This window comes from Bacillus sp. EB106-08-02-XG196, assembly GCF_013396335.1.
Taxonomy (GTDB): domain Bacteria; phylum Bacillota; class Bacilli; order Bacillales; family Cytobacillaceae; genus Neobacillus.
On sequence record NZ_JABWSY010000005.1, the window covers coordinates 261,687 to 287,252 of the forward strand.

A 25,566-nucleotide genomic window follows, 5' to 3' on the forward strand; every position below is an offset into this window, starting at 1 on the left:
ATTGCGAATGTTTGTAAAAAAGGGGTTAACAGGATTGGTCGTTTTGCTTGCGTTGATTATGGTTGTGGCCACTCCAGGCTCACTAGGTGTATTTGCCGAATCGGGTATCGTAACACAACCTACGGAGACGGTGAAAGCGATTGAGGTCGAGTTGAACGATGATTACTTTAATCCGAAAGTCATCACGATTTCCAATGGAAGAACGACAACGTTGATATTGAAAAACAAAGGTAAGAAAGAACACACCTTCACAGTGGAAAAGCTCGGAATTGACGCCGAAGTCCAGCCGGGAAAAGAAAAAACCATTACCGTGAAACCGAATAAGCCAGATACATATGAACTGATATGTCGGTACCATTTCAATGAAGGAATGGTTGGAAAAGTAATAGTCAATTAACAAGCAGGGCCTATCGGGCCTTGCTTTTTTAATAGGCAACGGTAGGAACTTGCTTATTATGTTAATAAAAAAATCGGTGCAAGAGTTCAAGATCATAATGAGTTGTTGCGGCAGTTCATTTTTTTATTGTGCTAACCTGCCACTTATATACAGTATTAGCAACAAAACCTTCGAAAGGTGCACCTTTTATCTTTGTTTATATGTAACCATAGATAAGCGATTAAGGTCTTGTCTTGGAGCCTCTAAGTGTATTTGGAAATTAAAAAATGCTGTATATATAGGAGTATGTTTTTTGAATGTAAAAAAAGCCAAAATATGCAAGTTGTGCATAAAAACTTGCATATTTTAGGCTTGTTAATTTTATTCGTTACTGTGTTAAAGCCCCCGTTACTTTAAGTACATTACTTCACAAAGGGATATAAAAAGAGAAGAGGTTATTGCAAAATGACTCTGTTAAAAATACTTACATTTGACTGACAACAAAAAGAGGAATGATTATATCCTCTTCTTCAACTGTAACCTGCCCCGTTAGTAAAAAAACGACTACTTTATTCAGCAATCGCTATCCTTTGGACAATTAGAATAAGCTGCCTGAAAGACAACCTTGTGCTTCACCAATAATTCTCAAGGCATAACCTAGGGAAATGTCAATATTGTAAATCATTTTAATTTTATTTAATAAAAAAAATGCAGCCCTTTTTTTATTATCGTGATATAAGTTTAAGCTTGTCCGTTTTTATTACATAGTATGTAGTATGTAAGGGGCCCCTTATAGAATTTCTTAATTAGAAAGGGGGGAAGAATAAATGGCAATTTCTATTTTACAAGATGGTGGTATTCTTGAAAATCTTCTTTGTGAATTAGGGAGACTTGTTTTGTTCCTTCTTTTAACTCTTGCTATCATTGTTGCTCAACTATTTGGCTTCGATCCTGCACCAATTATAGCCGCTAGAGACGCTATTGCTACAGCTGAATGCCCATAGTAATATCGCCACAGCAAAAACTTACGCTTATCTTTTAGGAGTTCCTAATGTATAAGCGGATAACTCTAGAAGATTATTTAAAAATAAAATAATCTTCTAGGTTATTTTATTTTTAAACGAAAGGTAATTGTTTTTATGAGAACAAATAGGAAGGGTATTAGATCCATGAAGGATATGATATTATCACACTTCATTTGATAAACGACATATATTAAGGATTTATTTTAATTTATATATAACGAAAAAGGCGGTTACAATATGAATGAACATATAGAGGAAAATAGTGAGAATAACAATGTAGATAAGGAGACTGGTAATAGTAATAATCTAACCAGCAATTTAATAAAAAATGAAAAGTCTATGGATTTAAATTCTATCATGCAACTGGCAACATCTCTTCTAAAAAACGATACGCTCATGAATTCTGTTGCGGGTCTTAATAAAAATAAACAAAACTCTACTCTCCCTGTATCTAAGGTTTCAGAAAATCAAGAAAATACAGAGTTGGTTTCTTTATATCAAAAATTGGAGAAAATCGCCAATGATATTTCTAAAATTAAACAAGAAAATGTAATATTGGCTTCATTATCTCAAAAACTTGAGAATATCGAAAATGAAATTTCAGAATTAAAAAAAGAACTACAAGACAAACAGAACGCAACTTATTCAATAAAACATTTAAAAATAATTAGAAATAGTGATATATAAGGTTAATCCATAGCTAGCTGCTGAAGGAACTAACAGTCTTCTAGTATTGCAAGAAAAATTGGATTTCATAAAACTGAACTAATTTTGGTGGAAAACTACTTGTAAATCCGAAATAATCCTCTAATTTTCTTGGATAGATTTTTTCTTTGAAATATGGGGGATTATCATAGGTTTTTTTTCACTGTTAGAATAAAATATATTGTAAAAAGAAATTTTGTCCATTTTCCTTAACCATCCTTTTTAGGATGGTTTTGTATTGGGGCGAAATTTGTATATCTCCAATACATAAGCGACAGCCTATTACACTAACGCACCCATTAGCATTCCTGTAGATGGTTAAATTTGAACTTTGAAAAAAATAGAGCCCCTCAGTAAGATATGAGTATAGACACCACTCTAACTCAAAAACTTAGGAGGAACCCTACTATGAAGTTTAAAATGCAAGACAAACAAAATCAACTAATAGAAAGAATTTCCGATAAACACCTTGTAGTTGGTGTGGACATTGCTCAACAATTTCACGTCGCTCGAGCAGTGAATTTTCGTGGAATTGTAGTCGGTGATCCTCTCACATTTGAAAATAATGAAGGAGGATTTACTATTTTATTGCAATGGATTAATAAACTAAAAAAAACAAATAACTTAGATACAGCTATAGTAGGGATGGAACCTACTGGACATTACTGGATTAATCTATCAAAATGACTTTTTGAACAGAATATTGATGTTGTAACAGTAAATCCATATCATGTAAAAAGGAATAAAGAGAATAGAGATAATACTCAGTCAAAAGGCGATAAAAAGGATGCACTAGTTATCGCTGATATGGTGAAGAATGGTTATTATGCAATCGTTCGTCCAACTTCTGAATCATTTGAAGAACTTCGAATTCTTATGTCGAACCGTGACGTGATTGTTAAGCGTCTCGTAAGTTCAATCAACCAGATAAATCGGTGGGTAGATGTTGTCTTTCCAGAGCTTCGACAAGTATTTAAAGATGTGTCTGGTAAAGGAGCAATCGCAACCCTTCGCTTATTTCCCACACCAATCGAATTGCGTTCAATGCAACCTCAGAACGTGGTTATCGAATGGAAGTCTCTGATGAAGAGACAGCCTGGTTTAAGGAAAGCCCAATTACTTATTCATTTAGCTAAACACTCAATCGGTACTAGGCAAGCACTTGATGCCTATAAATTTCATCTACAACAATTACTAGAGGAATATGACCTCGCAACAACACAACTCGAAAGAGTTGAAGAACAAGTAACAGAAGTACTTAATCAAATTCCTTATGCCAATCATTTACTTACCATTAAAGGAATTAGTGAGATTTCATTGGCTGGTATATTAGGAGAAGCTGGAGATTTAAGTGGCTTTGCACACGGCAATTCTTTACTACGTCATGCAGGATTGCACTTAGCTGAAGCAAGTTCGGGAAAGTGGAAAGGTCAAATTGTCATTTCTAAACGGGGAAGATCTAGACTGAGGCGTTTCCTCTACTTAGCGACAATGAGCCTTGTCATGAACAACCCTGAGTTTAGGGACCGTGGGGACGGTTCTAGTGGCTTTTTTATGGAAGGAATATCCACTTTTCATACCACTAGAACCGTCCCCGTGGATTCACTTATCTAATTTAGTATAGCTCTCAATTTTTGTAACCGAATAAGCTGCAAAATAAAAAGTTAAAAAAATAATAAAATCATATAGAGTGGACCAATTCTTAGGGTTGTAGAAGTCGATGGCATTAAAGAAATTCATTCCTCCAAATGCCGCAATGGAAGAAAATAAAACACCTTTTAATAAGGGGTTCATTTTTGGTTTAATTTGTAGAGCTAACATAACCGCAACGGGTGCTAAAGAAAAGTGATAAGGCAAAAATAGAAAAGGTGCTAGAGGGATGATTACCATTGGGTATGACCAGAGCCCTAAAGATAAGGCAGCAAGATCTACTGTAAGTGATAATAAAATAGTCAGTAAGCCGCCTAAAAGGAGACGTCCCGTGCTATCTTTCTTCCTGAGTCTAAACCAAACAATCCATGGAACAATAAATAGTGCGAGACCAAACCACCATTGCCAAGTTGAGAGAAATTCTCCTGTCACTATTTTTGCAAATAAAGAACTGACCTCAGTGAGCTGGTTATAAGCTTTTTCTGATTGAGCGAGCCCCTTCTCAAATGCCACTTTCATTACACCTCCAAAAACATAGTTAATATTATATTTTTTTCAGTTAAGTAATAAATTATGCAATGGTGTTTCTTAAGAAAAACAGTAGTCTCCCCCCTAATAGCGATTTATTTAAGTATATAAATGAAAATCTTTCTGACGGTGAAAGTATAGAATTATATACTTGCTTGGATGGAGATGAACTGAAAGAAAAGAACGATATACTAAACGTTGTTGTTAACTTAAAAACAAAGCATTCATTAATGATATAGGAAATAGGATAATTGCATCTCGTGCGAACGAAGCGGAAAATCCATTAATTCAACACCCTTAAATTAATTATGTACTTATAATATTTTTGTACTATTTATACATCTCATTTTCTAAAATAATCACATTTTCATTGAAAATAGTACGACCAACATGTTTGGTGTTTTCCACTAACCGAAATAAATTATCACAGCATTGTTTAGCGCCTATCACTAATAAGGGTACTCCAATAAAGTCCATTTTCAATCCTCTTGAGAAAAAACCCCCTAATGACATAGCAAATGGGACAGTTGGTGATGTATTGGAGAGAACGATTTTTTCTTCAAAATGATATTTTTCTTGTAGAAGTAAGGTTAATTCTTTTAATGCTGGTACAACAAATTTGTTCCTTTTCCGTCCTATGGTATAAACTGAGTTGCCTTCTTCATCTGTCCCGCGAAAAATGATTTTTCCAAAATCCGATTTCGTTAATTGATTAAAATATTTAACCTTTAATATTTCTTCCGAGGTTAGTTTTCGCTCCGATTGAGGAAGTTGTTTTAAATGATATGCAGCAGCCAAAGACGTAGTATGTGTCCCTCCATAATCATTATAAATATAAATCATAGAAACCATCCTTTATCATAACTGTCCCTATTAATATGGCATTAATTCTATTTTTGATTCGAACTTAAGTAAATTGGACAATCATTTATGGGGAGAGTGATATAAAAGCATATTAGAATTAACAATGCTGGATCTAAACCCAAGCATTAAGAATGAGAAGTCAGTTGCAAGAAGGAACTTTAGTAGAGAATAGCCGTCTATATATATAGGAGGTAATACGTTGGTTCAAAGGTTATCTTATGTCTTGATTGCATTAACGTTATTTGTGATTACTGGATGCTCTAATGGACGGGAAACAACAAAAGTATCAATTGATAGTATTAATGCTGGGGAAGTTTTAAGATTGGACCCTGCTGCTGATATTTTTCAGTATGATGGAGTAATCTACAAAACGAATATCGATTGGGTTGAGGAATTGTCTTTAACAAATGACGTTCAAATTGGTGAAATAAAAACAAAAAATGATACGAATACAGATTTCAAAGATGAGATGGCGAATAAACTTCCAGTTGGTGCAAAGATTTTTTCAGCCAAGGAAAGAGGAGATATTTTAATCGTTGAATTAGAAGGAGAAATCTTGAAATACCTTCCAATTGTTGAAGGGTAATCAATCTTGCAATCATTAAACAGTCAAGATATTAAAGGAGTCTAGCCCCTCCTGTGGAAGTTCTATGATTTATAACGGCGACTTTCAGGGTAAGTTCAATAAGGGTATTATGTTGAGGTGATTGTATGATTATAGGCAGCGAATATTTAAAAATAGTTATTCATCGATTTAAGGATGCAAAAGTAACCGCTGAAAAGGCCATGGAACAATTAACCGAAAGCGAATTATTTTGGGCCCCGAATGAAGAGTCCAATAGTGTCGCCATCATTGTGAAACACATGAGTGGAAATATGGTATCACGCTGGACGGATTTCCTTACAAGTGATGGGGAAAAACCGTCCCGTAATCGTGATGATGAATTTGTTGGAGATAGTCAAACGAAAGAACAGGTTATGGAACTGTGGGAACTTGGCTGGGATACCTTTTTATCTGCATTGAAAGATATTGACGAAGAACACCTCTTAAAAACCATTACGATCCGAAATGAACCCCATTCCGTTATAGAAGCGATTGAACGCCAAATGTACCATTACTCTTACCATGTTGGACAAATCATTTATATTGTGAAATATTTAAAATCTGGTGATTGGAAATCACTAACAATTCCTCGAAAAAAGTAATAGGTTCCATAGTTAACTTTGAATGGTGATAGTAATTAAAAAATAGTTATCGGAGGTACGTCATGGAGAATGAAAAATGTGACTTGACCCACCCAAACGGCGTCAAGGAAAAGAAGCTGGAAGAGATTGATGGATACACGATAAAGTACCATGCAAATGGAAAAACGATATGGTCTAAAGGAAAAATGATGGAAGATCAGCCAGAAGGTTATTGGGAATGGTATCGTGTCGATGGAACCATTAAGCGTTCAGGGCATTTTGAAAAAGGTGAGCCTGTTGGTGAATGGGTCACCTATGATAGCAAAGGTGAAAAATACAAAACCACCAATCGTAATAAAAAATAGTTCCTTATAAATAGATCTAAGGGGTGGATATCAACTCCAGATATACACTTGAAAGCCTTGTTTGAGGGGAAAGAGATTCCTTACGTTTAAGAAGAGTCATAAACGTAAGGGGGCTTGAGTGATATAAAGGCATTTTAGAATTAATAACGTTTGGATCTAAACCCAAACGTGGATAGGTGTGGTATTAAAGATTATCTGTATTAATTCTTGGGGTTTCTGTTTCAGGAGCCGCTGCTGCCCTAGCATTCTCATTATGTCGATCGTTTTGGTATCTGTCTAATTTATTGTCTTTGTCTATGTGTTCGGAAGTTTCCTTTTTGTCAGCCACCTCATCACCTCCTACGGATAATATGTCCAACTTTTACAAAACAATTGGGGGATTTTAATGGTTAGCGTCATTGGAAGATTTTACGAGTAAGTTGAAAGGAGGATGGTTATGGTTTATATTGCTCTTCTTCGGGGGATTAATGTCGGTGGGAAAAATAAAATTGACATGAAGTTGCTTAAACAAACATTTGAACAAGTCGGGATGAAGGATGTGGTGACATACATCAATACAGGTAATATTATTTTTTCATACAGTGGCATTTCAAAAAAGGAACTATCGCGTATTTTGGAAGAAGCGATACATAATGATTTTGGATTACCAATTAAAGTAGTAATTCGTAGTGTCGAGGATGTCAGAGAAATCATTAACGCTATTCCTGACAATTGGCAAAATGATAAAGGAATGACAAGTGATGTCATGTTTTTATGGGATGAAATTGATGATGCATCTGTAATGGCGAATTTGGTCATTAAGCCAGATATTGACACGGTAAAATATGTACCCGGTGCGATCCTATGGTCGGTTGACAAGAAGAATGTAACCAAGAGTGGAAAATCAAGGATTATTGGTTCAAAGATATATAAACAAGTTACGGTAAGAAATGTCAACACCACTCGTAAGATATATGAACTTATGCAAGCTCAAAATAGGGCAAATATAGAAATAAAAATAATAAGTTCAGACAATTGGAGAAAAGCACTTGATTTATCCGTACACGATAAACAAATGAAATTTGTTGCCTCCGTCAATCCTCCCGTCGCTATTGCTCTTGCTAAAGCATACATAAGACCTGGTGGAAAAATGGTTGAGCCATATGGAATTTACCATCAAAAAAAGATGGTAGGCTTTTTCAATTTGCATTATACACCAGATAGTACAGATGATTATTGGCTGTTTCATTTTTTCATAGATAAAAGATTTCAAAGAAACGGATTGGGTTCAAAAGCATTAAATGAATTAATTAGACATATCAAACAAAACAATCCTTCTTGTAAACGATTGTGTTTAACGGTTCATCCGGAAAATGAAGCTGGGAGATTATTTTATTTGAAATTTGGTTTTTTAGAAGATCATATACTGACATTTGATGAACCTACTTTCTCCATATTTATATAGCAATCTTTACTACCTTTACGCCTGGTGAGTTAGCATAATTGATTCATAGTTGTTAAAGGTATTCTATTCGATGGTTCTTTATAATGTAGAAGAGCATCATCGTGCGATGGAAATCCTGCTTACATGCTTGATTGATACCACATCGGACGAGGACATCCTGCACTATAAAAAAGCGATTCATTTCTATTCTGACAAACTGGATAAAACATGGAGTTAGAAAAAAGAGGGTTTTCATCCTCTTTTTTGCATTCTCTTGATAATATCTTTAATCAATGGATTATAGGTAAAAGTAGTAATCTATTTTTGCATTAATGAACATCACTTTCACCATCCATTTTTGATTTTATGTGTGAATGATTTAGTCGTATTATTTATAGATTCTTATTTAAATGTTTTTTATCAGAAGCAAGCAAGATTAATAGAGTACCAACGAATAAAAGGATACCTTCAAATAATATGGACCAAATACTAAATTGCAAAAGATTAGCCAATGTTACTCCCACTAAATTTAAAGATAAACCAATTGCAAATATTACTTTGTGCGGTAATGATTTTACTTTATTAAAAATAAACGTATTCCCCTTTCATAACCTTTTTGCCGCTATAAATTTCAACGAATAAAAATCCTCTATTCCCTTTATTTTACATGAAATTTCTATCAATTGGTAAATATTGTTTCAATAGCACCTCGAACTTTAGCAGCCGAGAGAGTTTTTGAAGGAAGAACAGTGTTTAAGTTAACCTGATTTTATCACTTAAGCAGGACTTTGAGCCTTGAAAAAAGAAGAATAGAAGGATGACCACCCACCCAGCGTTAAAATGATGGCTCTGTTAGTATTCATTGTTGTTTTTCGGGAATTCATAAGCGGAGAATTTCCGGTTAGTGTACATAGATGAAGCTAAAGAAGCAGATATAAGCGGAGGAATTCCGCTTACCTGTTCAAAATTAGTAAAAATCTATAGATTTTGATTAGATAAGCGGAAAAACTCCGCTTATATTAAAGGAAATATGGGTATTTCTCATTTTAACCGGAATTCTTCCGCTTATTTTTCAAACACAGTGAAATCAACATACTGTTTTACCAGAGCAAAATTAAAAATATATAGAGGTGTTTGTTTGATGTTTATAAAGCAGCCATTTGATGAGTTTTTAGGTTTGAAATATAAAAAGCTTGATGATCATAATTTGCAAATCATATTGCCAGTCCAGGACCTATTCATTAACAGTGCAGGGGTTATACATGGCGGTATCATTTCTTCATTGGCTGATGTAGCATTATCAAACCTGTTACCAGCAAATGAAGACGGTATACAACAAGCTGTAACCGTTGATTTAAATGTTTCATTTTTGAAACCCGCTACGGGTACATACTTAATGGCGATTGCCAAAATGGAAAAGCAGGGCAGAACTCTCATTCACACGGAATGTTCGATTTATAACGATAAACAAGAAATTGTAGCTAAATCTAAAGCAATCCTATTTCGCACACACCCAAAAATAAGCCCGCAAGGATAGCCCTAGAGGGAGCTGGACCGGGGGACAGGGTCTAGTGGTTTTTTTATGGAAAGTGGTGTCCATTTTTCGGACCGCTAGAACCGTCCCCGTGGCCACTTTATAGAAGAGAAATAAAAATGGAGGTTTTAAATTTGGTCATACAATCTAATATGTCTTCTAAAGCAATTGTTGAAGCGTGGGAGAGTACAGCACCTATTTTTGTGAAATTTAATGTACCACTAACTTATAAGACATTAGAAAGCGCGATTGAATCTGAGATTCTTCCTAGTCTTCTTGTCGAATTAAATGCTGCTGTTGGCAGTTCAACTGAGACTTGTGTAGAAGGTGGTTGACAAATACCAACTAAAAAGGGGTAGGTTACTCCTTTTATAAAAGATTGCTGAATAAGAAAAAGGTCTTAGCTTGTCAATCAGCTAAGACCTTTTGCATCGATATATTGAATAGGTTGTTCATTCATAATTTCCCCTGTATTGGAGATATTATTCATTGATATATGGAATAGGAGGTTTACCTATGGAAGACAAAACAAATATTCGTTTAACGGTCGCTGAAATGTCCAGTTTATGGTCGCAGTATATAAACGACACATTAGCCAGTTGTATGGCTGCTTATTTTTTAGAGAAGGTGGAAGATGAGGAAGTACGCCCTATTATTGAATATGTTGTAAAGATGGTGAATGAGAATCTTTCTATTATGAAGGAACTCTTTAAAAAAGAGGAATTTCCTATACCTATTGGATTTACAGATGAAGATGTCAATCCGAAGGCCCCAAGACTTTTCTCCGATACATTTATGTTAATGTACTTCCGGCACATGTCCATTCTTGCAATGGCAGCAAGTAGTGCGGCGTTGGGGTTAGCGACACGTCCAGATGTGGTTGCTTTTCATAAACGTGTATTAAAAGAAGGGGTTACGATGCAGGATATGACACGGGATTTGATGCTGAAACAAGGTACTTACATCAGACCACCTTATATATCAGTTCCTGACAAAGTAGACTTTGTGAAGAAACAACATTTTTTGGCAGGCTTTTTCGGAGAAAAGAGGGCTCTTACTTCGATTGAAATTAGTCATGTATTCTTAAATATTCAAACCAATGCGATTGGTAAGGCGCTGATTACGGGGCTAGCACAGACGGCAAATAGCAAAATAGTAAAGGACTATCTAGTAAGAGGAAAACAAATTGCCCAAGAACATATAGACATATTTAGCGATTTCCTCAAAAAAGAGGATCTGCCAGCGCCAATGGGCTGGGATTCGGCTGTTACCGATACAACAACAAATGTGTTTTCCGATAAACTCAGTATGTGTCATATAGCAGCCATGATTGCTGCTGGGGTCGGGAACTATGGAATGGCGATGGCGGCAAGTCCAAGAAGAGATTTGGGATTGAAATACGCAGCGATAATTCCAGAAATCTCTCTTTACGCTGAAGAGGGAGCGAAAATTATGATCAAACACGGATGGATGGAAGAACCTCCACAAGCGGATGACCGTGACAACTTAATACAGAACTAAACCTGTGACAGTATTCCTGATGGATGATAAAGCACAGCCTTAAGAAAAATAGTTGACACCTCTGCTACTCGGTGTTACTATATACATGTAGTAAGTAATACTGAATAGTGTGATTTCCTAAATGCTATTCAGTAAAAGTTTCCCTCGGTACTAAGTAGTACTGGATATAAGTCAGACGGAATAGAAGAGGCTCTGAAATGGAAAATTTAACTGAAATGCTGAAGGGTTCGCTCGAAGGCTGCGTGCTGGAAATCATCAGCCGCCATGAAACCTATGGCTACGAGATCACCCGCCGCCTAAATGAGCTTGGGTTTACCGAAGTCGTGGAAGGGACGGTCTACACCATCCTCGTGCGCTTAGAAAAGAAAAAGCTGGTGAATATGGAGAAGAAACCATCCGATATGGGGCCTCCCCGCAAGTTTTACACACTTAATGAGGCTGGCCGCAAGGAGCTTGAATTGTTTTGGGAAAAATGGGATTTTGTATCATCAAAAATCAACGTCTTGAAATCAATCTAGGACCGGAGGGACGGTTCTCGTGGCTTTTTTTATGGAAGAGATATCGATTTTTGGGACCACTAGAACCGTCCCTGTGGCTGTTCAGCTTTTAAAAAAGGCTGTGTTAGTATGCATTGTTGATTTTCGTGTAGGGTTGATCATTCATAGGCGGAGAATTTCCGGCTATTGTATAAAAAGGAACCTTAAGAAGCAGATATAAGCGGAAATATTCCGGTTAACTGCTTCAAATAAGACAAAATCCAATGATTTCGATACTATAAGCGGAAAAACTCCGCTTATTATGAAGGTAAAAATGGCTATTTCCCAATTTAAACGGAAATTCTCCGCTTATTTTCCAAACACAGTAAAATCACAATGCAGCTTTAACACAGCCTTAAAAAAAGGGAGGAAAAATAACATGTTGGAAATGTTCAAAAAAATGATTGGTGATAAAAAAGAGTACAAAATGATGATGGCACGGGTTGAAGCCCTGCCAGAGGACTACCAGTTTGTATTTAAGAAAATTCAAAACTACATGTGGAGTTTCTCAGCGGGCAACGGGATGGATATGCTGCACATTCAGTATGAATTAATCGATTTGTTCGAAGCCGGTGCGGCGGAAGGCAGACAAGTGCTGGAAATCACCGGGGAAGACGTGGCGACCTTTGCCGACGAGCTAGTGGCAAACGCTAGAACCTATGTCGCCAAGTATCGTGAAGATTTGAATGAGAGTATCATAAAGCGATTGGGAAAAAAATAAATTTAATCGACCATACCGCTGAATAGCTGATAAAAATGCGAATTGCCACCTTCACTATTCAGTTATTTTTTTAACTAGGTAGTAAGTGGTACTTATTATCAGTCAGACTTAATAGTGGAGTTTAGGTAATTTTGCTCCGCAAGGCACTTTAAAGGGGGATAAAAGTATGAGAGATGTAGCGATTTATGTAAAAGGGTTAAAGAAATCCTTTAAAGACAAGGAGGTCTTAAAGGGGGTGGATTTTGAGGTGCGGCGTGGAGAAATTTTCGCATTGCTTGGTTCAAATGGAGCGGGCAAGACGACGACGGTCAACATCCTCTCGACACTGATGAAGGCCGATGGAGGCGAAGTAGGTATTTGTGGCTTTGACGTCCAGCGTCAACCGGATTATGTTCGCCAGAGCATCAGCCTGACAGGGCAGTTCTCCGCTTTAGACGGCATGCTCACAGGTAGGGAAAACCTGATGATGATCGCCAAGTTGAGGGGAGTTTCTAATCCAGCTCAAGTTGCCGACAATCTGCTTGCAAGATTCAGCCTGCGTGACGCGGCAAACCGCCGGGCTGACAAATATTCCGGCGGGATGAAGCGCCGGCTTGACATCGCCATGAGCCTGATCGGAACGCCAGCAGTCATTTTTCTCGACGAACCGACGACAGGGCTTGACCCCGAAGCGAGGATTGAAGTCTGGGATACGATCAAGGAGCTTGCCGACGGCGGCACGACCATCCTGCTGACGACCCAGTACCTGGAGGAAGCGGAACAACTGGCGGATCGTATCGCCATCCTGCATGGCGGAAAAGTCATCACGACCGGTACCCTTTCCGAACTCAAAGAGATGTTCCCGCCAGCGAAAGTGGAATACATCGAGAAGCAGCCGACATTGGAGGAAATTTTCCTCGCCATCATCGGCAAAAAGGAGGAGATGTAAATGAAAAGCAAAACAGGGGTATTACTGGGGCGTTTAATGCGCAACATCATGCGCAGTCCGGATACGATTATCACGGTGGCGATTACGCCGATTATGATGATGCTGCTATTTGTCTATGTATTTGGCGGTGCAATAGAGACAGGTACAGACAACTACGTCAACTATTTATTACCGGGAATCCTGCTGATGGCTATCGCATCTGGCGTTGCTTATACTTCCGTGCGGTTGTTTACGGATGTAAAGAGTGGGCTGATGGCACGTTTCATTACTATGCCCATCAAGCGCTCGTCGGTATTGTGGGCGCACGTGTTGACCTCGCTTGTTTCGAATGCGCTTACGATCGTGGTGGTTATCCTCGTTGCGCTCTTGATGGGCTTTCGGTCAAGCGCCGATATCCTGGATTGGCTTGCCGTAGCTGGGATCCTCGCGATGTTTACGCTGGCGCTGACATGGCTGGCGGTTATTCCCGGATTGACAGCGGGGTCTATGGAAGGGGCGACAGCTTACTCGTACCCGCTGATTTTCCTGCCGTTTATCAGTTCGGCCTTTGTTCCCACAGAAACCATGCCTAAAATGGTCCGTGCGTTCGCCGAGAACCAGCCCGTGACTTCAATCGTGAATGCGATTCGTGCCCTCTTGTATGAAGGCTCTGTTGGCAGCGATATCTGGATCGCGCTTGCCTGGTGCGTCGGCATCATGGTCATCGCTTACTTCTTCGCTAGTAAAGCATTTAAACGCCAGTTATAGGGACCGGAGGAATGGTTCTAGTGGTTTTTTATGGAAGGGATATCCACTTTTTGGACCGCAAGAACCGTCCACATGGCAGCCATGGCCACCCCAAACCGCTTTGGTAATCAATATCATTAACATAATGAACTATGGGTTACATCTCAGTTGAATGTGATTCATAGTTTTTTTCGATTGAAGGTCAACCATCATGAAAAGTTTTATAAATGAATTCATAAACGATGACAATCGGGTGAACCATAAAATAGAGCAAACGGGTGGGCATCTTTTTGAAAAATAATATTATATTAAATTATTGATAGGTAAGGATGGGGTAAATGGTGGAATTGTATAAAAGAAAGGGGAATTTAGTTAGTTTGCATCCTGCCCAAATACTTGTTATTGGTTTCGGCAGTCTAATTCTAATGGGGACTTTTCTATTTATGTTACCAATAGCTACATATGAAAAAGGACGAGGACTAAGCTTCATTGATGCGTTATTTGAAGCAACTTCTGCCGTATGTGTTACGGGTTTGGCAGTGGTTGATACCGGAACAACCTTTACACTATTTGGAGAAATCGTACTTCTCTGTTTAATTCAGATTGGCGGTTGGGGATTTATGACCACAGGAATATTTATGTTTATTATCCTAGGAAAGAAAATTGGTCTAAAAGAACGATTACTCCTACAGGATTCATTAAATGTATTTTCACTGGAAGGAGTAGTAAACCTAGTAAAACGGATCATCCTCATTACTTTTATAGTGGAGCTAATTGGTGCTACTACTTTAGCGATGCGCTGGTCATTTGAAATGCCGCTTTCGAAAGCGATTTACTATGGAATATTCCACTCCATTTCAGCCTTTAATAATGCTGGCTTTGGTCTGGAGCCTGACAGTCTAAGTAAATGGGTAAACGATCCTACGGTTAATATAATGGTTACGCTTCTTTTCATCACTGGGGGTATTGGTTTTACTGTCATACTTGATGTATTTCATAAAAGGTCCATTCGCAAATTATCTCTTCATTCTAAAGTTGCACTGCTTATGTCACTAATCCTTATCATTGTAGGACCTTTAATTATTATGATCTCAGAATATAAAAATCCAGCTACTATTGGAAATTTTTCATTTGGAGATAAGTTATGGGCCTCCTACTTTCAAGGTGTAGTAACACGGACTGCTGGTTTTAATACGATTGATATAGGAGCCATGAATCTTTCTTCCCTTGTTTTCATGATGGCACTGATGTTTATTGGTGCTTCTTCGGGCTCCACTGGTGGTGGTATTAAAGTAACGACTTTTGCTATTATTATTTTTGCCTTTTGGGCAGTAGTAACGAATCGGAATGATGTAAATATCTTTAAACGAAGAATTTCGTGGGAACTGGTGAATAAATCATTATCGATAGTGGTGGCTGCACTATTTTTTATCTTTCTTATTTTCTTTTTATTAACTTTTACTGAGAATGCGGATATGAGCAAAATTTTATTTGAAACGATTTCCGCCTTTGCGACTGTAGGGATGTCTGCAAATTTCACTCCTGACTTGTCTCCTTTTGGAAGAATCTTAATAACCATCATGATGTTTATTGGAAGGCTTGGACCTTTAACCATGGCATTTGCACTTTTGAATACTAAAAAAGAAGCAAAGGTTAGATATGCAGAAGAAAAAATTTTAATTGGCTAGAGGTTTTTAATTGAAATCAAATCAATTCATTTGGGGTGAATAAATAATATGGTAAAGCAAAGTTATGCGGTTATTGGGCTGGGAAGATTCGGATTAAGTATTGCTTCCAAATTATATGAAGCAGGACAAGAAGTCATGGGAATGGATATCGATGAAGAGCGAATAGATGATGGTAAATTAATGCTAACTCACGCTGTTGTACTTGATTCCACGGAAGAGGAATCACTTAAATCAGTTGGGATTCGGAATTTTGATTATGTGATTGTAGCCATTGGCAATGACATGCAAGCTAGTATCTTAACCGTTATGGTATTAAAAGAAATGGGGGTTCAAAAAGTAATTGCGAAGGCCCTTAATAAACGTCATGGACAAGTATTAACAAAGGTTGGGGCAGACTGGGTAATACATCCTGAAAGAGATATGGGTGAACGAGTTGCCCATCAGCTTCTCTCCCCCAACGTCTTAAACTATATAGAACTGTCGAGAGAATACAATATTGAGGAAATAATCGTTCCACCAAGCATGACAACAAAAAGTCTACGGGAGCTTGATTTGCGAGCGAATTATAATGTAAATGCCATAGCAATCTTGAGTAATGAAGATTTAATCATCTCCCCTTCTCCTGACCAAATTATTCAAAATGGTGATAAGTTAGTAGTCATCGGACATCGAGAAGACCTCAATGATTTTACTAATATTAAATAATTCATTTAAAAGCGGTCCACGGGGCTGCTTTTTTATTCATCCTTAAAACCATTTGAAAAATCATCCCAAACAATACGGGTGGTGCCGGGTTTAGATGTATCAACACTCAAAGGAATATTGTCTGCGTTAGATGTCGAACCTCCACTGACTGAAAGGATTAAACCTATTCCTCCAATATGTAAAATAGAATCAAATATAGGACCAGGAGGACTGTACGTAAAGTAACAGATGCGAATAGTTCGATAAGCTATGGTGAAGACTAGTAGGCAATGAATCCAAAGTTGAAGAAGGTGGAATCAATGACTTACGAAGAAGGGTTAAATCAAATAGATAAAGCGACTCAAAAGCTTACGGAAGCAACTCAGCTGACGATTGAATCCATTATGAATGCTTTCTTATTTACGTGGCAATGGTGGGTAGCGTTGGCTATGATGATTGTCCCTTGGATTATTTGGATGATCTTACGTGACCGAAAAATTTCCGCTCGTTTATTTTCCGCTGGACTACTGGTGATGGTGATATCGGAAATTATGGATGCGATTGGTGTTAGTCTTGGAAAATGGGCTTATCCAGTAAAAGTTATACCTGTTGCTACTGTAAGTTTTTCATTCAGACTTTCCGTTTTGCCTGTGTTTGTAATGCTATTGTTACAATATAAGCCTCGTTTGAATCCATACTTAAAAGCCATTTTTTTCGGTGGAGTTAGTGCGTATGTAGGGTTGCCGCTGATGTCTGTTCTTGATTTGTATAAGAAAATGGATTGGTCTTTAACCTATTCATTTTTTATTTTAACTTTAATGTATTTACTTTCTCACTGGTTTAGCCGAAGGAATTCCTTTGTAGGAATCAATCATGACAGTGAAAACAAAAAACATTAGTCGGCACGACTCTTTTATCTTAACTAGCATTTATTCGCCAAAATAGATAGACTTCCTGCCTTATTCCAAAAAAATACTGACCATATACAGTCAGTCCAGGTGATGTGAGGTGCTTCCTCCCATCTACTATAGTATATTCAAGTCAATTGAAAGTTGTTACAAGATTATTTATGGACAGGGGGGACGGTTCTAGTGGTCTTTTTATGGAAGTGGTATCCACTTTTTGAACCGTAACCGTGGCTAAAGGATAATAGTAAATGAATATAGAATTAAAGATTAGTAGAAAGGTTGTGACTTCTATTTCTCAAAAGTTAAGAGGGAACCGTCCCCGTGGCTGAAGAAAGGAGGGGATTAGGGTGAAAACGAGAAATAAGATGGCCCGCATGTCTAAGGTGCTTTCAATGGCTTTTGTGATTTTCCTGCAAATTTATTGGTATAAACTTCGCCGAAAACCGAAAGCGGAGTGGGAAAAACTTTGGGGGAAAATAGGTGAACGGTATCGGAATACCCTGTTTGATTTAGAAGGCTTATTGATTAAAGTCGGACAGTTCCTCAGCACGCGTGCGGATTTGCTGCCGAAAGCATTTATCAGCAAAATCGAGGATCTGACAGATAAAGTTCCGCCGTCTGACTGGAGTGAGATTGAGAAAATTCTCGAAAACCAATGGGGAAAGTCGCTTCATGAAAACTTTCTTTCTATCGAAAAAACAGCGATTGCCTCCGCCTCCATTGGAGAAGTTTATAAAGGTATCCTGAAGGATGGGACAGAGGTCGCGATTAAAGTAAAACGGCCTTATATCGACAGCATTGTCGAAACAGATTTCCGGGTGTTGGCGATTATCATTTGGTTTGCTGACCATCTCGTGCCGATTCCAAAAGGTTTTATTAATTTCAAAGTCCTCTATCAGGAACTCAAACAAGTCATTGAACGAGAACTGGACTATACAATGGAACGCGATACCATCTTGTTTTTTAGAGAACGGTTTAAGGATATGGATATCGTCAAAATTCCTTCTGTTTATTCGGAGCTCAGTACAGCCAATGTCCTGGTGATGGAGTGGGTAGAGGGGATTCGACTCACCGATATTGAGGGGTTGGAACAGGTTACAGCCAGTCGACAGGAGCTGGCTCAACGGCTGATTCAGGTTTTTCTTCCTCAATGGCTGGAGCCTGGAAAGTTTCATGCAGACCCACATCCCGGGAATGTTCTCGTTTCAAAGGATGGGAAAATCATTTTACTCGATTTTGGAATGATTGGCGAGATTAGCAAAAAGGATGCTGCTCAATTTCAAAGTTTAATAGAAAGCTTTCTTTCGAAAAATTATTCCAAAGCGGTGGATTGCTTATCTCAACTAGGGTTCTTGCTTCCGGAGGCGGATTCTAGAACCATTGAGAAGCTATTGGCAGAGTTGGTCTCCTTCGAACCGGATCAATTAAAGCAAATGGATGTGCTTGCCTTTAAAAGGGAGATGAACGAAATCATCCAAGCGCTTCCAATTCAGGTTCCGACAAGATTTGTCTTTTTAGGCAGATCCTTCGTTACGGTCGAAGGAATCATCCGCAATCTTGCTCCGGAAGCGGAGCTAATGGACTTAGCTAAACCGATTTTTCTCGAGTGGTTGAACAAACAAGGGAATAATAAATGGTCCTTGATCTGGCAATGGATTCAGTCACAGCCTGTTTTTAAAATCTTTCATTCGGTCACGGAATTCCTAAATGCCCCCCAAAGGCTGGAAGATTTAAAGGAACTCGAACAAAGAAGACACTTTCAATTTATGATTTATGAAACTAATAAAAAACATTTCTTTCAGTTACTCATCCTTGGAATCATCGGAATGGCAGCGGGTACCTATACTACCCACTCGCTCATTTTGAACCTGTCAGCCGGAGGAACCGCTGTCGCTTTGGCCGGATATTATATTTGCAGCCTTAAACAGAAAAAATGGATGAAGTACATGGGACCGGGGGGACGGTTCTAGTGGTCTTTTTTATGGAAGGAACATTCACTTTTCGGACCACAAGAACCGTCACCATGTCCATTATCTCGTTGTTTCCTGATAAGTGACGTTCGTGACTTGTTGGGTTTCATTGTTAAATTCAATATTTACATAAACACCGAATTCTTTTTGAGTACCTTTTAGCCAAAATTTGAATCGCTCCGTTGAGGTTTCCTGTCCACGAGTTATTCCGACATAGAGAAAGTCGACAACTTTGGCATTAGGATACTTTTCCTTCGTTTTATTCATCGCCAACACACTCCACTTGGCATACGGAGGTATCGGTTTCTGTTGCGCATGTGCTGGGTGTTCGAAGTGAAATGGAGTGGCAAGGGTAGAGCAAAAAAGTATCGATAGACATATGATCAGCTTTTTCATGTAAATCCCCCTTTGGTGTTTTGTTATCATGGCTTTTAAAGGAGTAAATTATGTACTGGACTCCATAATGGGTCATGGGGCCTATTTATGAAATTTGAAATTGAGTTTTAGCTTCATTAATAGTTCATAAGATCACTTTTCAAAAATAGGAATCCAGGTTCTTGAGGACAAATTCCACGAGTTGTCAGAAGGATTAGTCCTTAATAAGGGGTCTTGAGGACAAATCGCACGAGTTGCCAGAAGGATTAGTCCTTAATAAGGGGTCTTGAGGACAAATCGTACGAGTTGCCAGAAGGATTAGTCTTTAATAAGGGGTCTTAAGGACAAATCGTACGAGTTGCCAGAAGGATTAGTCCTTAATCTCGGGTCTTGAGGACAAATCGCACGAACTGCAAAAAGATTAGTCCTTAATCCAGGTTCTTGTTCAAAGGAGAAACAAGTAAAAAATAGAAATGGAGGGATAGGCTTGAAGAAGAAAATTGGCTGCCTGCATGCGCATTATTCAAATATTGACTATATCGAAAGCGCGTTTTCAGCTTATGACCTCGAGTTAAGTCATTATGTTGACCCGGGGTTACTATATCGGCTGAAGAACGCCCAAGTGTCGGAGGCGGAAAAGAAAGTGAAGGATCAAATAGAATGGATTGCTGAATCTGGAGTGGATGCCATTCTTATCACCTGTACGAATTATATTGCTTTACTGAACCGCCAACACGAGGTAGACATACCCATCATCAAGATTGATGAACCGTACTTTGAAGCCCTTTGCAAGACTGAACAGCCTCAGACCATCCTGTTTACGAACCCAGATACTGTATCAGGAACGATGAATAGGCTCCAACAATACGCAAAACACCATCAGAAAACGTTGGATATCGAGGTTATGGTTATAGAAAATACCTTTGACTTAATTATGAGCGGGAAGAATGAGGAGTATCAAAACGCGGTGTACCATTACGTTAAGCAGCTGGATAGCAACCGTAGCCTGTCCGTGGCTCAATTATCGATGGTGGCAGCAGCACAGCAGGTAGAGCAGGAGACTTCCCAAACCATCATCAATCCATTGAATACACTAGTCACGTCGATGATTCAACAACTATAGCTGCAAAAAAGCGGAACAAAGGTAGCCTTTGTTCCGCAAAATTTTTTATTCAGAAATCTTTTTTCAAAAACTTGGGCATTTTAAGAGGAAACTACTATCAAGGCAGGGATTCCATGAGTGCTCAAAGGGATGCTTTAGAAAAGTTGATAAAAGAACAACAAGAGGGAGCAAGACAGTGGCTGCATTATTGGCAGGAGTTTTCTGCCTTTGATACGTGGCAATTTTGGTTTCATGTGATTATGTTTGTGGCCCCACTTATCATTCTTCTTTTTGCAATGGATTGGAAAAGGGCCCTCCAGCTTGGTTTTTATGGATTTAATGTACATGTTTGGTTTGCCTATTTTGATGATTTTGGTGCGACTCAAGCGCTTTGGACGTATCCCTATAAAATGATCCCCTATATCGCACACAGTGTCGGAATGGACGCCTCACTGGTTCCGGTATTATTCATATTGGTGTACCAATGGACGACAAAACATAATAAAAATTATTATATCTATACACTGTTATTAAGTTTGTTTCTCTCCTTTATTCTAAAACCAATCTTTGTCATGCATCATTTGTTCAAGTTCAACGTATGGGTCAATTACTTTCACCTGTTCTTGACCTATATCGTTATTCTTGTCTTATCGAAGGTGATTACGGATTTCTTCATGTTCATGAAAAAAAGGGCAGAAGAGAAACCAACCGAAGTGGAGCCTAAAAAGAAGCGCAGGAAGAGCAGGTTTAGATGATTTTTGCTTACCTGCCATAACCGACCCTCTATCTGCATAAAAGATTCGTTTACCTGCCTAATTAACGATTCTACCTGCATAAACTAGTTCCTAACCTGCATCGTTTAAAAAAGGGGAATTCAAAATTGGAAAATCAATTTCGAGAAGCACATCGTTTTAGTAGTCATCACCGGAAGGATCTAGAAATGGATCTAGTATGTGGGTGTTTTCATTGCACTAAGATTTTTACTCCAACTGAAATTACCGAGTGGGTGGATGATGATGATACCGCGCTATGCCCATATTGCGGGATTGATTCGGTGATGGGGGAGAGCTCTGGTTTTCCGATTACAGACAAGTTCTTAAAGGACATGCATAAGAGGTGGTTTTAGAGTCATGGATACAAAAAAGCGCTCATCAATTTTTGAGCGCTTTAATACTCCTATATGATTTGACCGTTAATGGGTTTGTGTTTTACCTTGGCCTCTAGCATGCATACCAATTTGTAATATCCCAATAAAATCAGCAGCAATAAAGGATTAACCAGGGCAGAATGCCACATGCTCCACCACCCGTAATGGAAGAAGCCCCACGGCTCAGGTATCAACGTAATATACTCATAGCCAAGTAATACGACTTCCCATACTGCAATATAAGCAATACGTTTTACCAATGAAGCCTTAAATGGAAACCAATTCAAAAATAATAAATTAACGGGTGGAATTAAGAGGGTATAGCCGGGAAACGCGCTCCAATCGATACCTGGTGTGACAAACCAGTAACCGTGATACTTTAAATCGATAAAGATATCGAAGAATACTTGAAAAAAACAGGTGAATATCCAAATGTGGAGAATCATGTTTCCAGAAAATCGTTTAACTAGTTTGAATGCTAGAAAATTAAAGATAATAACTGAACCGAAAAGTATGACCATTTTCCACCTCAAGGGAATACATTGGTTATATTTTTACCAATTTATTGGAAAAATATCCTTCGCTAATCCCTTGTTTCACCAAAAAAGGTCCGGGGGGACGGTTCCAGTGGCATTTTTATGAAAGGGGTATCTACTTTTCGGACCACTAGAATCGTCCCCGTGGCCACCCCGTTACCCCCTTGTTCTTCCAATAATGGCTTTTTTAATAAACCAATAGTGCCAACGCATGAAAAGACAAGCAAAAATGTAAAAGACGAATGAATACCAAACTTTCCAGCCTTTATAGTTTACATAACCGAAATATCTTGAAATTTGTTCGTATCCTACTGAAAGCAGTACCCAAAAAATGAAGTATAAGATAAATTTTCTTTTCCCTTTCGGTATGAAATTCATATACAAAATCCCAAAGGCAGCAGGTAAAGTTATTTCTACGAATACATCTGACCATTGTGGACCTGGCTTCTTCATTAAATCATATTGATCCAAAAGGTTACCAATAACCACATCAGATATAAGTGTTACTAACGATACGATGATATAAGTAATGTATCCTTCTTGCTTTGTTAATCTTTTCGGCATAAAAAAGAAAATAAATGCGATGATGGTATAAGAAATGAGCAAAAAAGAAATAGTCATGAAGTTCTCCTAACCCTTAAGAAGTCATTTTTCCTAGTATCCTTCTAAGTGATACAACTATACCTGCCATAGGACTTTATACATAAAAAAGCCAGGCGTCAGCCGCCTGGCTCAAAATATTAATAGAATCGTTTAAACCCGTCAAAATGGGCGGTGTAGTAAGGGTTGCTTAGGTTAGCGATCGAGACTCCCTTTTTCTCATCCGCATGGATAAATTGGTTATCGCCAAGATAAATACCGACGTGAGAGATTCCTTTTTTGTATGTATTTTCGAAAAAGATAAGGTCGCCTGGCTGTGGCTGGTCGACATAGAAGGTACGGCTGTAGTAGCCTTCTGCTGAGTACCGTCCCATACTCTTACCTGCTTGATTGGCCGCATAATAGATAAAACCGCTGCAATCAAAGCCGCTCAACGAGGATCCGCCCCAAGCATAGGGAGTACCCATTAAGCTTTTTGCGGTTGTAACGAATGACTGTGCAAAATCATCACTTTTAGGTGGACTAACGGGTGTTGAAGTGGTTGGAATCATAAGGAATTGACCAATATAAATCATATCTGATGTCAAACCATTGTGTTTCTTAATGAGCTGATAAGTAATTCCATACTGCCCAGCAATTTTGCTAAGAGTGTCTCCGCCTTTAACGATATATTTCTGCTCAGCAGCGTCTGGAGCACTAGGTGTCTGTGGTGCAGCTGGTTCCAGTGGCGCCTGCGGTTCCAGTGGCGCCTGCGGTTCCTGTGGAACCTGTGGAACAATCACTGGCGTAGGAGAAACCACGGCTGTTTGGGACGAAACCTTCAGAACCTGACCAATTAATATCAAATCTGATTTCAACTGATTGAGCGCTTTTAATTCTTTTACTGTGGTACCAAATTGCTTGGCAATCTTGCTGAGAGTATCCCCGCTAACTACGGTGTAATCTGCAGCAGTTGTTACCGTATTGGTCGGGGCAGGAGCAGGTGTATTCGCCGCTGCTGTCACCTTCAGTGTTTGATTGATATAAATCATATCCGACTTCAAGCTGTTTATTGCCTTCAAATCTTTGACACTTGTTTTATACTTCGATGCAATCTTCGAGAGGGTATCCCCTTTTTGAACCGTATAGGTACTGGCAGAAGCCATTCCAGCATAGGCGCCAGAAAGAATCGCGACAGTAACCACGGCGGTTGCGACTTTCTTCTTCATTCCCGTGTATCACCCCAGACAAATTTTTCGTTTACTATCTCCTATTCTATCATAATAGTATGGATATTTATGCACAAATTAGCAAAAGTTGACATAGTATTTACAATCCATCAGCAGACAGATATTTACAAAAATTATGAAGTTTAGTAGAATAAGCGAATAAAGTAAAAGAAAGGAGAAATTTGCCGAATGGGGAATACTACTAACAAAGAAGAGAGTTTGACAAATGACTTTTCTGACATTGTTAAAAAGGCATATGATCGTGGATTGACTGACCAAGGTGTAACCGTTACGAAACTCATCGAAGATTTGAAGCTCGACCTTTTGAAACTAAAGGTTTACTAATATAATAGAAGAAAGGCAAACTAGTATATTCCTAGTTTGCCTTTTTGTTAACAAAATAATCAATAAGGACCTGTGCCCAAACCTGGTATCCCTTTTCATTAGGACCACTTTGATCAGCATTCAAATAATCCTTCAGTTCGGGATTGTCGGTTGCTGGCCATGCTTTCCAATGATCAAGATACGTTACGTTGTTGGCCGCGGCATATTCCTCTAATGCTTTTACTTGTTCGGAATAATATTTCGGAAGGTATATCGGATACGATGGCTGCAGAATGAAGGTGGTGTCTGGATTAGCAGTCTTAATATCTGCGATCATTTGCGTTACGTTATCTAGAGTAGCATCAATCTTTACTTTGCCATTGTCGTTTAATAGAAACGGCTCCATCACCACAAGCTGCGCTTTTTCGGCAGCAAGCTCAAGCTGCTTATTCTCAGCGATGAATGCTTTTGAACTCTGATCGTATGTATGAAAACTAGTCATAACCTTATCGCTTCCAAAGCTTTCACTTATACTCTGGCTGACGCTTTTCTCCCAGTCCATGGAGGAAGAACCAACAAAGAGAATCTTAAACGGCTGTTCCGCCTCTAATGCCAGCTTTAGCTGCGCCTTAGCGGTTTCTGGCCAATTCTCCGCCATTTCCAAATAGGTACGATAGTCTGTCACACTCGGCTCTTGTGTGACGACAGGAGTTTCAACTGCCATTACGGCTACTTGTTGATTCCAATGAATATGGCTAAACGCAAGCACACCTATACAGATGACAGCCCAAATAGCAGTCAAAAAATACTTCATGTTCATACCCCCAAATACATTTCTTCTATTATTATAGCAAAAGTCTCGCTAAGAAATTTATTCCAATTCCAAAAAACCTACATATTTTTACAAAATACATGTTACTATTGTTTAAGAGATTTA

30 protein-coding genes and 3 pseudogenes are annotated in these 25,566 nt (G+C 38.5%); 25 read left to right on the forward strand and 8 right to left on the reverse strand.

The genetic code is table 11. The features are described from left to right. Window positions 1-7 precede the first annotated feature (7 nt). The 4 genes and pseudogenes from MLOOGBEN_RS10120 to MLOOGBEN_RS10135 all read left to right on the forward strand — a co-directional run. Window positions 8-397 (forward strand): cupredoxin domain-containing protein, encoded by a 390-nt coding sequence (locus MLOOGBEN_RS10120; protein WP_179158131.1) that lies wholly within the window; start codon window positions 8-10, stop codon window positions 395-397. Window positions 398-1,203: 806 nt separating this feature from the next. Continuing rightward, window positions 1,204-1,380: a hypothetical protein gene (locus tag MLOOGBEN_RS10125; protein WP_179158132.1), complete on the forward strand. Its 177-nt coding sequence runs from the start codon at window positions 1,204-1,206 to the stop codon at window positions 1,378-1,380. A gap of 258 nt (window positions 1,381-1,638) precedes the next feature. Next, window positions 1,639-2,088 carry a hypothetical protein gene (locus tag MLOOGBEN_RS10130; protein WP_179158133.1) on the forward strand — a complete coding sequence of 150 codons (450 nt, stop codon included), beginning with the start codon at window positions 1,639-1,641 and terminating at the stop codon, window positions 2,086-2,088. Window positions 2,089-2,514: 426 nt separating this feature from the next. Further along, window positions 2,515-3,630: pseudogene (locus MLOOGBEN_RS10135) on the forward strand (IS110 family RNA-guided transposase); the annotation flags it as partial. A 78-nt stretch (window positions 3,631-3,708) separates the two neighbouring features. Here MLOOGBEN_RS10135 and MLOOGBEN_RS10140 read toward each other — a convergent pair. Continuing rightward, window positions 3,709-4,275, reverse strand: a complete 567-nt coding sequence (locus MLOOGBEN_RS10140) for a CBO0543 family protein (protein ID WP_218781124.1) — start codon at window positions 4,273-4,275, stop codon at window positions 3,709-3,711. Between the two features lie 339 nt (window positions 4,276-4,614). Next, entirely contained in the window at window positions 4,615-5,127 is a 513-nt protein-coding gene (locus MLOOGBEN_RS10145) for a DUF3189 family protein (RefSeq protein ID WP_179158134.1), read from the reverse strand. A 220-nt stretch (window positions 5,128-5,347) separates the two neighbouring features. Between MLOOGBEN_RS10145 and MLOOGBEN_RS10150 the strand changes: the two genes are divergently transcribed. From MLOOGBEN_RS10150 to MLOOGBEN_RS10160, 3 genes are all read left to right on the forward strand, one after another. Next, window positions 5,348-5,734 (forward strand): cupin domain-containing protein, encoded by a 387-nt coding sequence (locus MLOOGBEN_RS10150; protein ID WP_179158135.1) that lies wholly within the window; start codon window positions 5,348-5,350, stop codon window positions 5,732-5,734. 125 nt (window positions 5,735-5,859) lie between these two features. Beyond that, window positions 5,860-6,354, forward strand: coding sequence for a DUF1572 family protein (locus MLOOGBEN_RS10155; RefSeq protein ID WP_179158136.1), 495 nt, complete (start codon window positions 5,860-5,862; stop codon window positions 6,352-6,354). Between the two features lie 62 nt (window positions 6,355-6,416). Further along, on the forward strand, window positions 6,417-6,698 hold the full coding sequence (locus tag MLOOGBEN_RS10160; RefSeq protein ID WP_179158137.1) for a toxin-antitoxin system YwqK family antitoxin: 282 nt from the start codon (window positions 6,417-6,419) through the stop codon (window positions 6,696-6,698). A gap of 184 nt (window positions 6,699-6,882) precedes the next feature. On the opposite strand, the gene MLOOGBEN_RS10165 is transcribed toward MLOOGBEN_RS10160, so the two are convergent. Further along, on the reverse strand, window positions 6,883-7,026 hold the full coding sequence (locus tag MLOOGBEN_RS10165; RefSeq protein ID WP_179158138.1) for a hypothetical protein: 144 nt from the start codon (window positions 7,024-7,026) through the stop codon (window positions 6,883-6,885). A 108-nt stretch (window positions 7,027-7,134) separates the two neighbouring features. On the opposite strand from MLOOGBEN_RS10165, the pseudogene MLOOGBEN_RS10170 reads away from it, so the two are divergent. From MLOOGBEN_RS10170 to MLOOGBEN_RS10235, 14 genes and pseudogenes are all read left to right on the forward strand, one after another. Then, window positions 7,135-7,674: pseudogene (locus MLOOGBEN_RS10170) on the forward strand (DUF1697 domain-containing protein); the annotation flags it as partial. A 153-nt stretch (window positions 7,675-7,827) separates the two neighbouring features. Continuing rightward, window positions 7,828-8,142: a GNAT family N-acetyltransferase gene (locus MLOOGBEN_RS10175; RefSeq protein WP_368737774.1), complete on the forward strand. Its 315-nt coding sequence runs from the start codon at window positions 7,828-7,830 to the stop codon at window positions 8,140-8,142. Window positions 8,143-8,194: 52 nt separating this feature from the next. Then, window positions 8,195-8,359: pseudogene (locus MLOOGBEN_RS10180) on the forward strand (tetratricopeptide repeat protein); the annotation flags it as partial. A gap of 903 nt (window positions 8,360-9,262) precedes the next feature. After that, a complete protein-coding gene (locus MLOOGBEN_RS10185) occupies window positions 9,263-9,658 on the forward strand; it encodes a PaaI family thioesterase (RefSeq protein WP_179158140.1) in 396 nt (131 codons plus the stop codon). A 116-nt stretch (window positions 9,659-9,774) separates the two neighbouring features. Further along, the gene (locus MLOOGBEN_RS10190) at window positions 9,775-9,990 is read left to right on the forward strand and encodes a hypothetical protein (protein WP_256989029.1); all 216 of its coding nucleotides are present in this window, start codon (window positions 9,775-9,777) and stop codon (window positions 9,988-9,990) included. Window positions 9,991-10,171: 181 nt separating this feature from the next. Further along, window positions 10,172-11,176: a DUF3231 family protein gene (locus tag MLOOGBEN_RS10195; RefSeq protein ID WP_179158141.1), complete on the forward strand. Its 1,005-nt coding sequence runs from the start codon at window positions 10,172-10,174 to the stop codon at window positions 11,174-11,176. A 197-nt stretch (window positions 11,177-11,373) separates the two neighbouring features. After that, window positions 11,374-11,694, forward strand: a complete 321-nt coding sequence (locus tag MLOOGBEN_RS10200) for a PadR family transcriptional regulator (protein WP_179158142.1) — start codon at window positions 11,374-11,376, stop codon at window positions 11,692-11,694. A 397-nt stretch (window positions 11,695-12,091) separates the two neighbouring features. Next, entirely contained in the window at window positions 12,092-12,433 is a 342-nt protein-coding gene (locus MLOOGBEN_RS10205) for a DUF1048 domain-containing protein (protein ID WP_179158143.1), read from the forward strand. A 166-nt stretch (window positions 12,434-12,599) separates the two neighbouring features. Continuing rightward, on the forward strand, window positions 12,600-13,361 hold the full coding sequence (locus MLOOGBEN_RS10210; protein ID WP_179158144.1) for an ABC transporter ATP-binding protein: 762 nt from the start codon (window positions 12,600-12,602) through the stop codon (window positions 13,359-13,361). After that, window positions 13,362-14,108 (forward strand): ABC transporter permease, encoded by a 747-nt coding sequence (locus MLOOGBEN_RS10215; protein WP_179158145.1) that lies wholly within the window; start codon window positions 13,362-13,364, stop codon window positions 14,106-14,108. It begins immediately after the preceding gene. Window positions 14,109-14,425: 317 nt separating this feature from the next. After that, window positions 14,426-15,775, forward strand: a complete 1,350-nt coding sequence (locus MLOOGBEN_RS10220) for a TrkH family potassium uptake protein (protein ID WP_179158146.1) — start codon at window positions 14,426-14,428, stop codon at window positions 15,773-15,775. A gap of 48 nt (window positions 15,776-15,823) precedes the next feature. Further along, entirely contained in the window at window positions 15,824-16,480 is a 657-nt protein-coding gene (locus MLOOGBEN_RS10225) for a potassium channel family protein (protein ID WP_179158147.1), read from the forward strand. Between the two features lie 299 nt (window positions 16,481-16,779). Continuing rightward, window positions 16,780-17,358, forward strand: a complete 579-nt coding sequence (locus MLOOGBEN_RS10230) for a CBO0543 family protein (protein ID WP_256989030.1) — start codon at window positions 16,780-16,782, stop codon at window positions 17,356-17,358. Between the two features lie 356 nt (window positions 17,359-17,714). Beyond that, window positions 17,715-19,337: an ABC1 kinase family protein gene (locus MLOOGBEN_RS10235; RefSeq protein WP_179158148.1), complete on the forward strand. Its 1,623-nt coding sequence runs from the start codon at window positions 17,715-17,717 to the stop codon at window positions 19,335-19,337. Between the two features lie 60 nt (window positions 19,338-19,397). Here MLOOGBEN_RS10235 and MLOOGBEN_RS10240 read toward each other — a convergent pair whose 3' ends face one another. Then, complete coding sequence (locus MLOOGBEN_RS10240; RefSeq protein WP_179158149.1) at window positions 19,398-19,733, reverse strand: DUF3889 domain-containing protein; 336 nt, start codon at window positions 19,731-19,733, stop codon at window positions 19,398-19,400. Window positions 19,734-20,193: 460 nt separating this feature from the next. Between MLOOGBEN_RS10240 and MLOOGBEN_RS10245 the strand changes: the two genes are divergently transcribed. The 3 genes from MLOOGBEN_RS10245 to MLOOGBEN_RS10255 all read left to right on the forward strand — a co-directional run bounded on the left by MLOOGBEN_RS10245 (window position 20,194) and on the right by MLOOGBEN_RS10255 (window position 21,940). Beyond that, window positions 20,194-20,835, forward strand: coding sequence for a hypothetical protein (locus tag MLOOGBEN_RS10245; protein ID WP_179158194.1), 642 nt, complete (start codon window positions 20,194-20,196; stop codon window positions 20,833-20,835). A 113-nt stretch (window positions 20,836-20,948) separates the two neighbouring features. Further along, complete coding sequence (locus MLOOGBEN_RS10250; RefSeq protein WP_179158150.1) at window positions 20,949-21,569, forward strand: CBO0543 family protein; 621 nt, start codon at window positions 20,949-20,951, stop codon at window positions 21,567-21,569. A gap of 185 nt (window positions 21,570-21,754) precedes the next feature. Next, the gene (locus MLOOGBEN_RS10255; RefSeq protein WP_483296387.1) at window positions 21,755-21,940 is read left to right on the forward strand and encodes a cytoplasmic protein; all 186 of its coding nucleotides are present in this window, start codon (window positions 21,755-21,757) and stop codon (window positions 21,938-21,940) included. 50 nt (window positions 21,941-21,990) lie between these two features. On the opposite strand, the gene MLOOGBEN_RS10260 is transcribed toward MLOOGBEN_RS10255, so the two are convergent. The 3 genes from MLOOGBEN_RS10260 to MLOOGBEN_RS10270 form a co-directional block, all read right to left on the reverse strand. Beyond that, window positions 21,991-22,482: a hypothetical protein gene (locus MLOOGBEN_RS10260; protein WP_179158152.1), complete on the reverse strand. Its 492-nt coding sequence runs from the start codon at window positions 22,480-22,482 to the stop codon at window positions 21,991-21,993. Window positions 22,483-22,653: 171 nt separating this feature from the next. Further along, window positions 22,654-23,118 (reverse strand): hypothetical protein, encoded by a 465-nt coding sequence (locus tag MLOOGBEN_RS10265; protein WP_179158153.1) that lies wholly within the window; start codon window positions 23,116-23,118, stop codon window positions 22,654-22,656. A 119-nt stretch (window positions 23,119-23,237) separates the two neighbouring features. After that, the gene (locus MLOOGBEN_RS10270) at window positions 23,238-24,305 is read right to left on the reverse strand and encodes a C40 family peptidase (RefSeq protein WP_179158154.1); all 1,068 of its coding nucleotides are present in this window, start codon (window positions 24,303-24,305) and stop codon (window positions 23,238-23,240) included. A 189-nt stretch (window positions 24,306-24,494) separates the two neighbouring features. On the opposite strand from MLOOGBEN_RS10270, the gene MLOOGBEN_RS10275 reads away from it, so the two are divergent. Beyond that, the gene (locus MLOOGBEN_RS10275) at window positions 24,495-24,650 is read left to right on the forward strand and encodes a YwzD family small protein (protein ID WP_179158155.1); all 156 of its coding nucleotides are present in this window, start codon (window positions 24,495-24,497) and stop codon (window positions 24,648-24,650) included. A gap of 31 nt (window positions 24,651-24,681) precedes the next feature. Here MLOOGBEN_RS10275 and MLOOGBEN_RS10280 read toward each other — a convergent pair whose 3' ends face one another. Further along, complete coding sequence (locus tag MLOOGBEN_RS10280; protein ID WP_179158156.1) at window positions 24,682-25,443, reverse strand: SGNH/GDSL hydrolase family protein; 762 nt, start codon at window positions 25,441-25,443, stop codon at window positions 24,682-24,684. Window positions 25,444-25,566: the final 123 nt, after the last annotated feature.

Excerpts from the sequence above, each read along its gene's own strand:
- MLOOGBEN_RS10120 (WP_179158131.1), top strand. The coding sequence starts at position 8 with ATGTTTGTAAAAAAGGGGTTAACAGGATTGGTCGTTTTGCTTGCGTTG.
- MLOOGBEN_RS10125 (WP_179158132.1), top strand. The coding sequence starts at position 1,204 with ATGGCAATTTCTATTTTACAAGATGGTGGTATTCTTGAAAATCTTCTT.
- MLOOGBEN_RS10130 (WP_179158133.1), top strand. The coding sequence starts at position 1,639 with ATGAATGAACATATAGAGGAAAATAGTGAGAATAACAATGTAGATAAG.
- MLOOGBEN_RS10140 (WP_218781124.1), bottom strand. The coding sequence starts at position 4,275 with ATGAAAGTGGCATTTGAGAAGGGGCTCGCTCAATCAGAAAAAGCTTAT.
- MLOOGBEN_RS10145 (WP_179158134.1), bottom strand. The coding sequence starts at position 5,127 with ATGATTTATATTTATAATGATTATGGAGGGACACATACTACGTCTTTG.
- MLOOGBEN_RS10155 (WP_179158136.1), top strand. The coding sequence starts at position 5,860 with ATGATTATAGGCAGCGAATATTTAAAAATAGTTATTCATCGATTTAAG.
- MLOOGBEN_RS10160 (WP_179158137.1), top strand. The coding sequence starts at position 6,417 with ATGGAGAATGAAAAATGTGACTTGACCCACCCAAACGGCGTCAAGGAA.
- MLOOGBEN_RS10175 (WP_368737774.1), top strand. The coding sequence starts at position 7,828 with ATGGTTGAGCCATATGGAATTTACCATCAAAAAAAGATGGTAGGCTTT.
- MLOOGBEN_RS10185 (WP_179158140.1), top strand. The coding sequence starts at position 9,263 with ATGTTTATAAAGCAGCCATTTGATGAGTTTTTAGGTTTGAAATATAAA.
- MLOOGBEN_RS10190 (WP_256989029.1), top strand. The coding sequence starts at position 9,775 with ATGGAGGTTTTAAATTTGGTCATACAATCTAATATGTCTTCTAAAGCA.
- MLOOGBEN_RS10195 (WP_179158141.1), top strand. The coding sequence starts at position 10,172 with ATGGAAGACAAAACAAATATTCGTTTAACGGTCGCTGAAATGTCCAGT.
- MLOOGBEN_RS10200 (WP_179158142.1), top strand. The coding sequence starts at position 11,374 with ATGGAAAATTTAACTGAAATGCTGAAGGGTTCGCTCGAAGGCTGCGTG.
- MLOOGBEN_RS10205 (WP_179158143.1), top strand. The coding sequence starts at position 12,092 with ATGTTGGAAATGTTCAAAAAAATGATTGGTGATAAAAAAGAGTACAAA.
- MLOOGBEN_RS10210 (WP_179158144.1), top strand. The coding sequence starts at position 12,600 with ATGAGAGATGTAGCGATTTATGTAAAAGGGTTAAAGAAATCCTTTAAA.
- MLOOGBEN_RS10215 (WP_179158145.1), top strand. The coding sequence starts at position 13,362 with ATGAAAAGCAAAACAGGGGTATTACTGGGGCGTTTAATGCGCAACATC.
- MLOOGBEN_RS10220 (WP_179158146.1), top strand. The coding sequence starts at position 14,426 with ATGGTGGAATTGTATAAAAGAAAGGGGAATTTAGTTAGTTTGCATCCT.
- MLOOGBEN_RS10225 (WP_179158147.1), top strand. The coding sequence starts at position 15,824 with ATGGTAAAGCAAAGTTATGCGGTTATTGGGCTGGGAAGATTCGGATTA.
- MLOOGBEN_RS10230 (WP_256989030.1), top strand. The coding sequence starts at position 16,780 with ATGACTTACGAAGAAGGGTTAAATCAAATAGATAAAGCGACTCAAAAG.
- MLOOGBEN_RS10240 (WP_179158149.1), bottom strand. The coding sequence starts at position 19,733 with ATGAAAAAGCTGATCATATGTCTATCGATACTTTTTTGCTCTACCCTT.
- MLOOGBEN_RS10250 (WP_179158150.1), top strand. The coding sequence starts at position 20,949 with ATGAGTGCTCAAAGGGATGCTTTAGAAAAGTTGATAAAAGAACAACAA.
- MLOOGBEN_RS10255 (WP_483296387.1), top strand. The coding sequence starts at position 21,755 with ATGGATCTAGTATGTGGGTGTTTTCATTGCACTAAGATTTTTACTCCA.
- MLOOGBEN_RS10260 (WP_179158152.1), bottom strand. The coding sequence starts at position 22,482 with ATGGTCATACTTTTCGGTTCAGTTATTATCTTTAATTTTCTAGCATTC.
- MLOOGBEN_RS10265 (WP_179158153.1), bottom strand. The coding sequence starts at position 23,118 with ATGACTATTTCTTTTTTGCTCATTTCTTATACCATCATCGCATTTATT.
- MLOOGBEN_RS10270 (WP_179158154.1), bottom strand. The coding sequence starts at position 24,305 with ATGAAGAAGAAAGTCGCAACCGCCGTGGTTACTGTCGCGATTCTTTCT.
- MLOOGBEN_RS10275 (WP_179158155.1), top strand. The coding sequence starts at position 24,495 with ATGGGGAATACTACTAACAAAGAAGAGAGTTTGACAAATGACTTTTCT.
- MLOOGBEN_RS10280 (WP_179158156.1), bottom strand. The coding sequence starts at position 25,443 with ATGAAGTATTTTTTGACTGCTATTTGGGCTGTCATCTGTATAGGTGTG.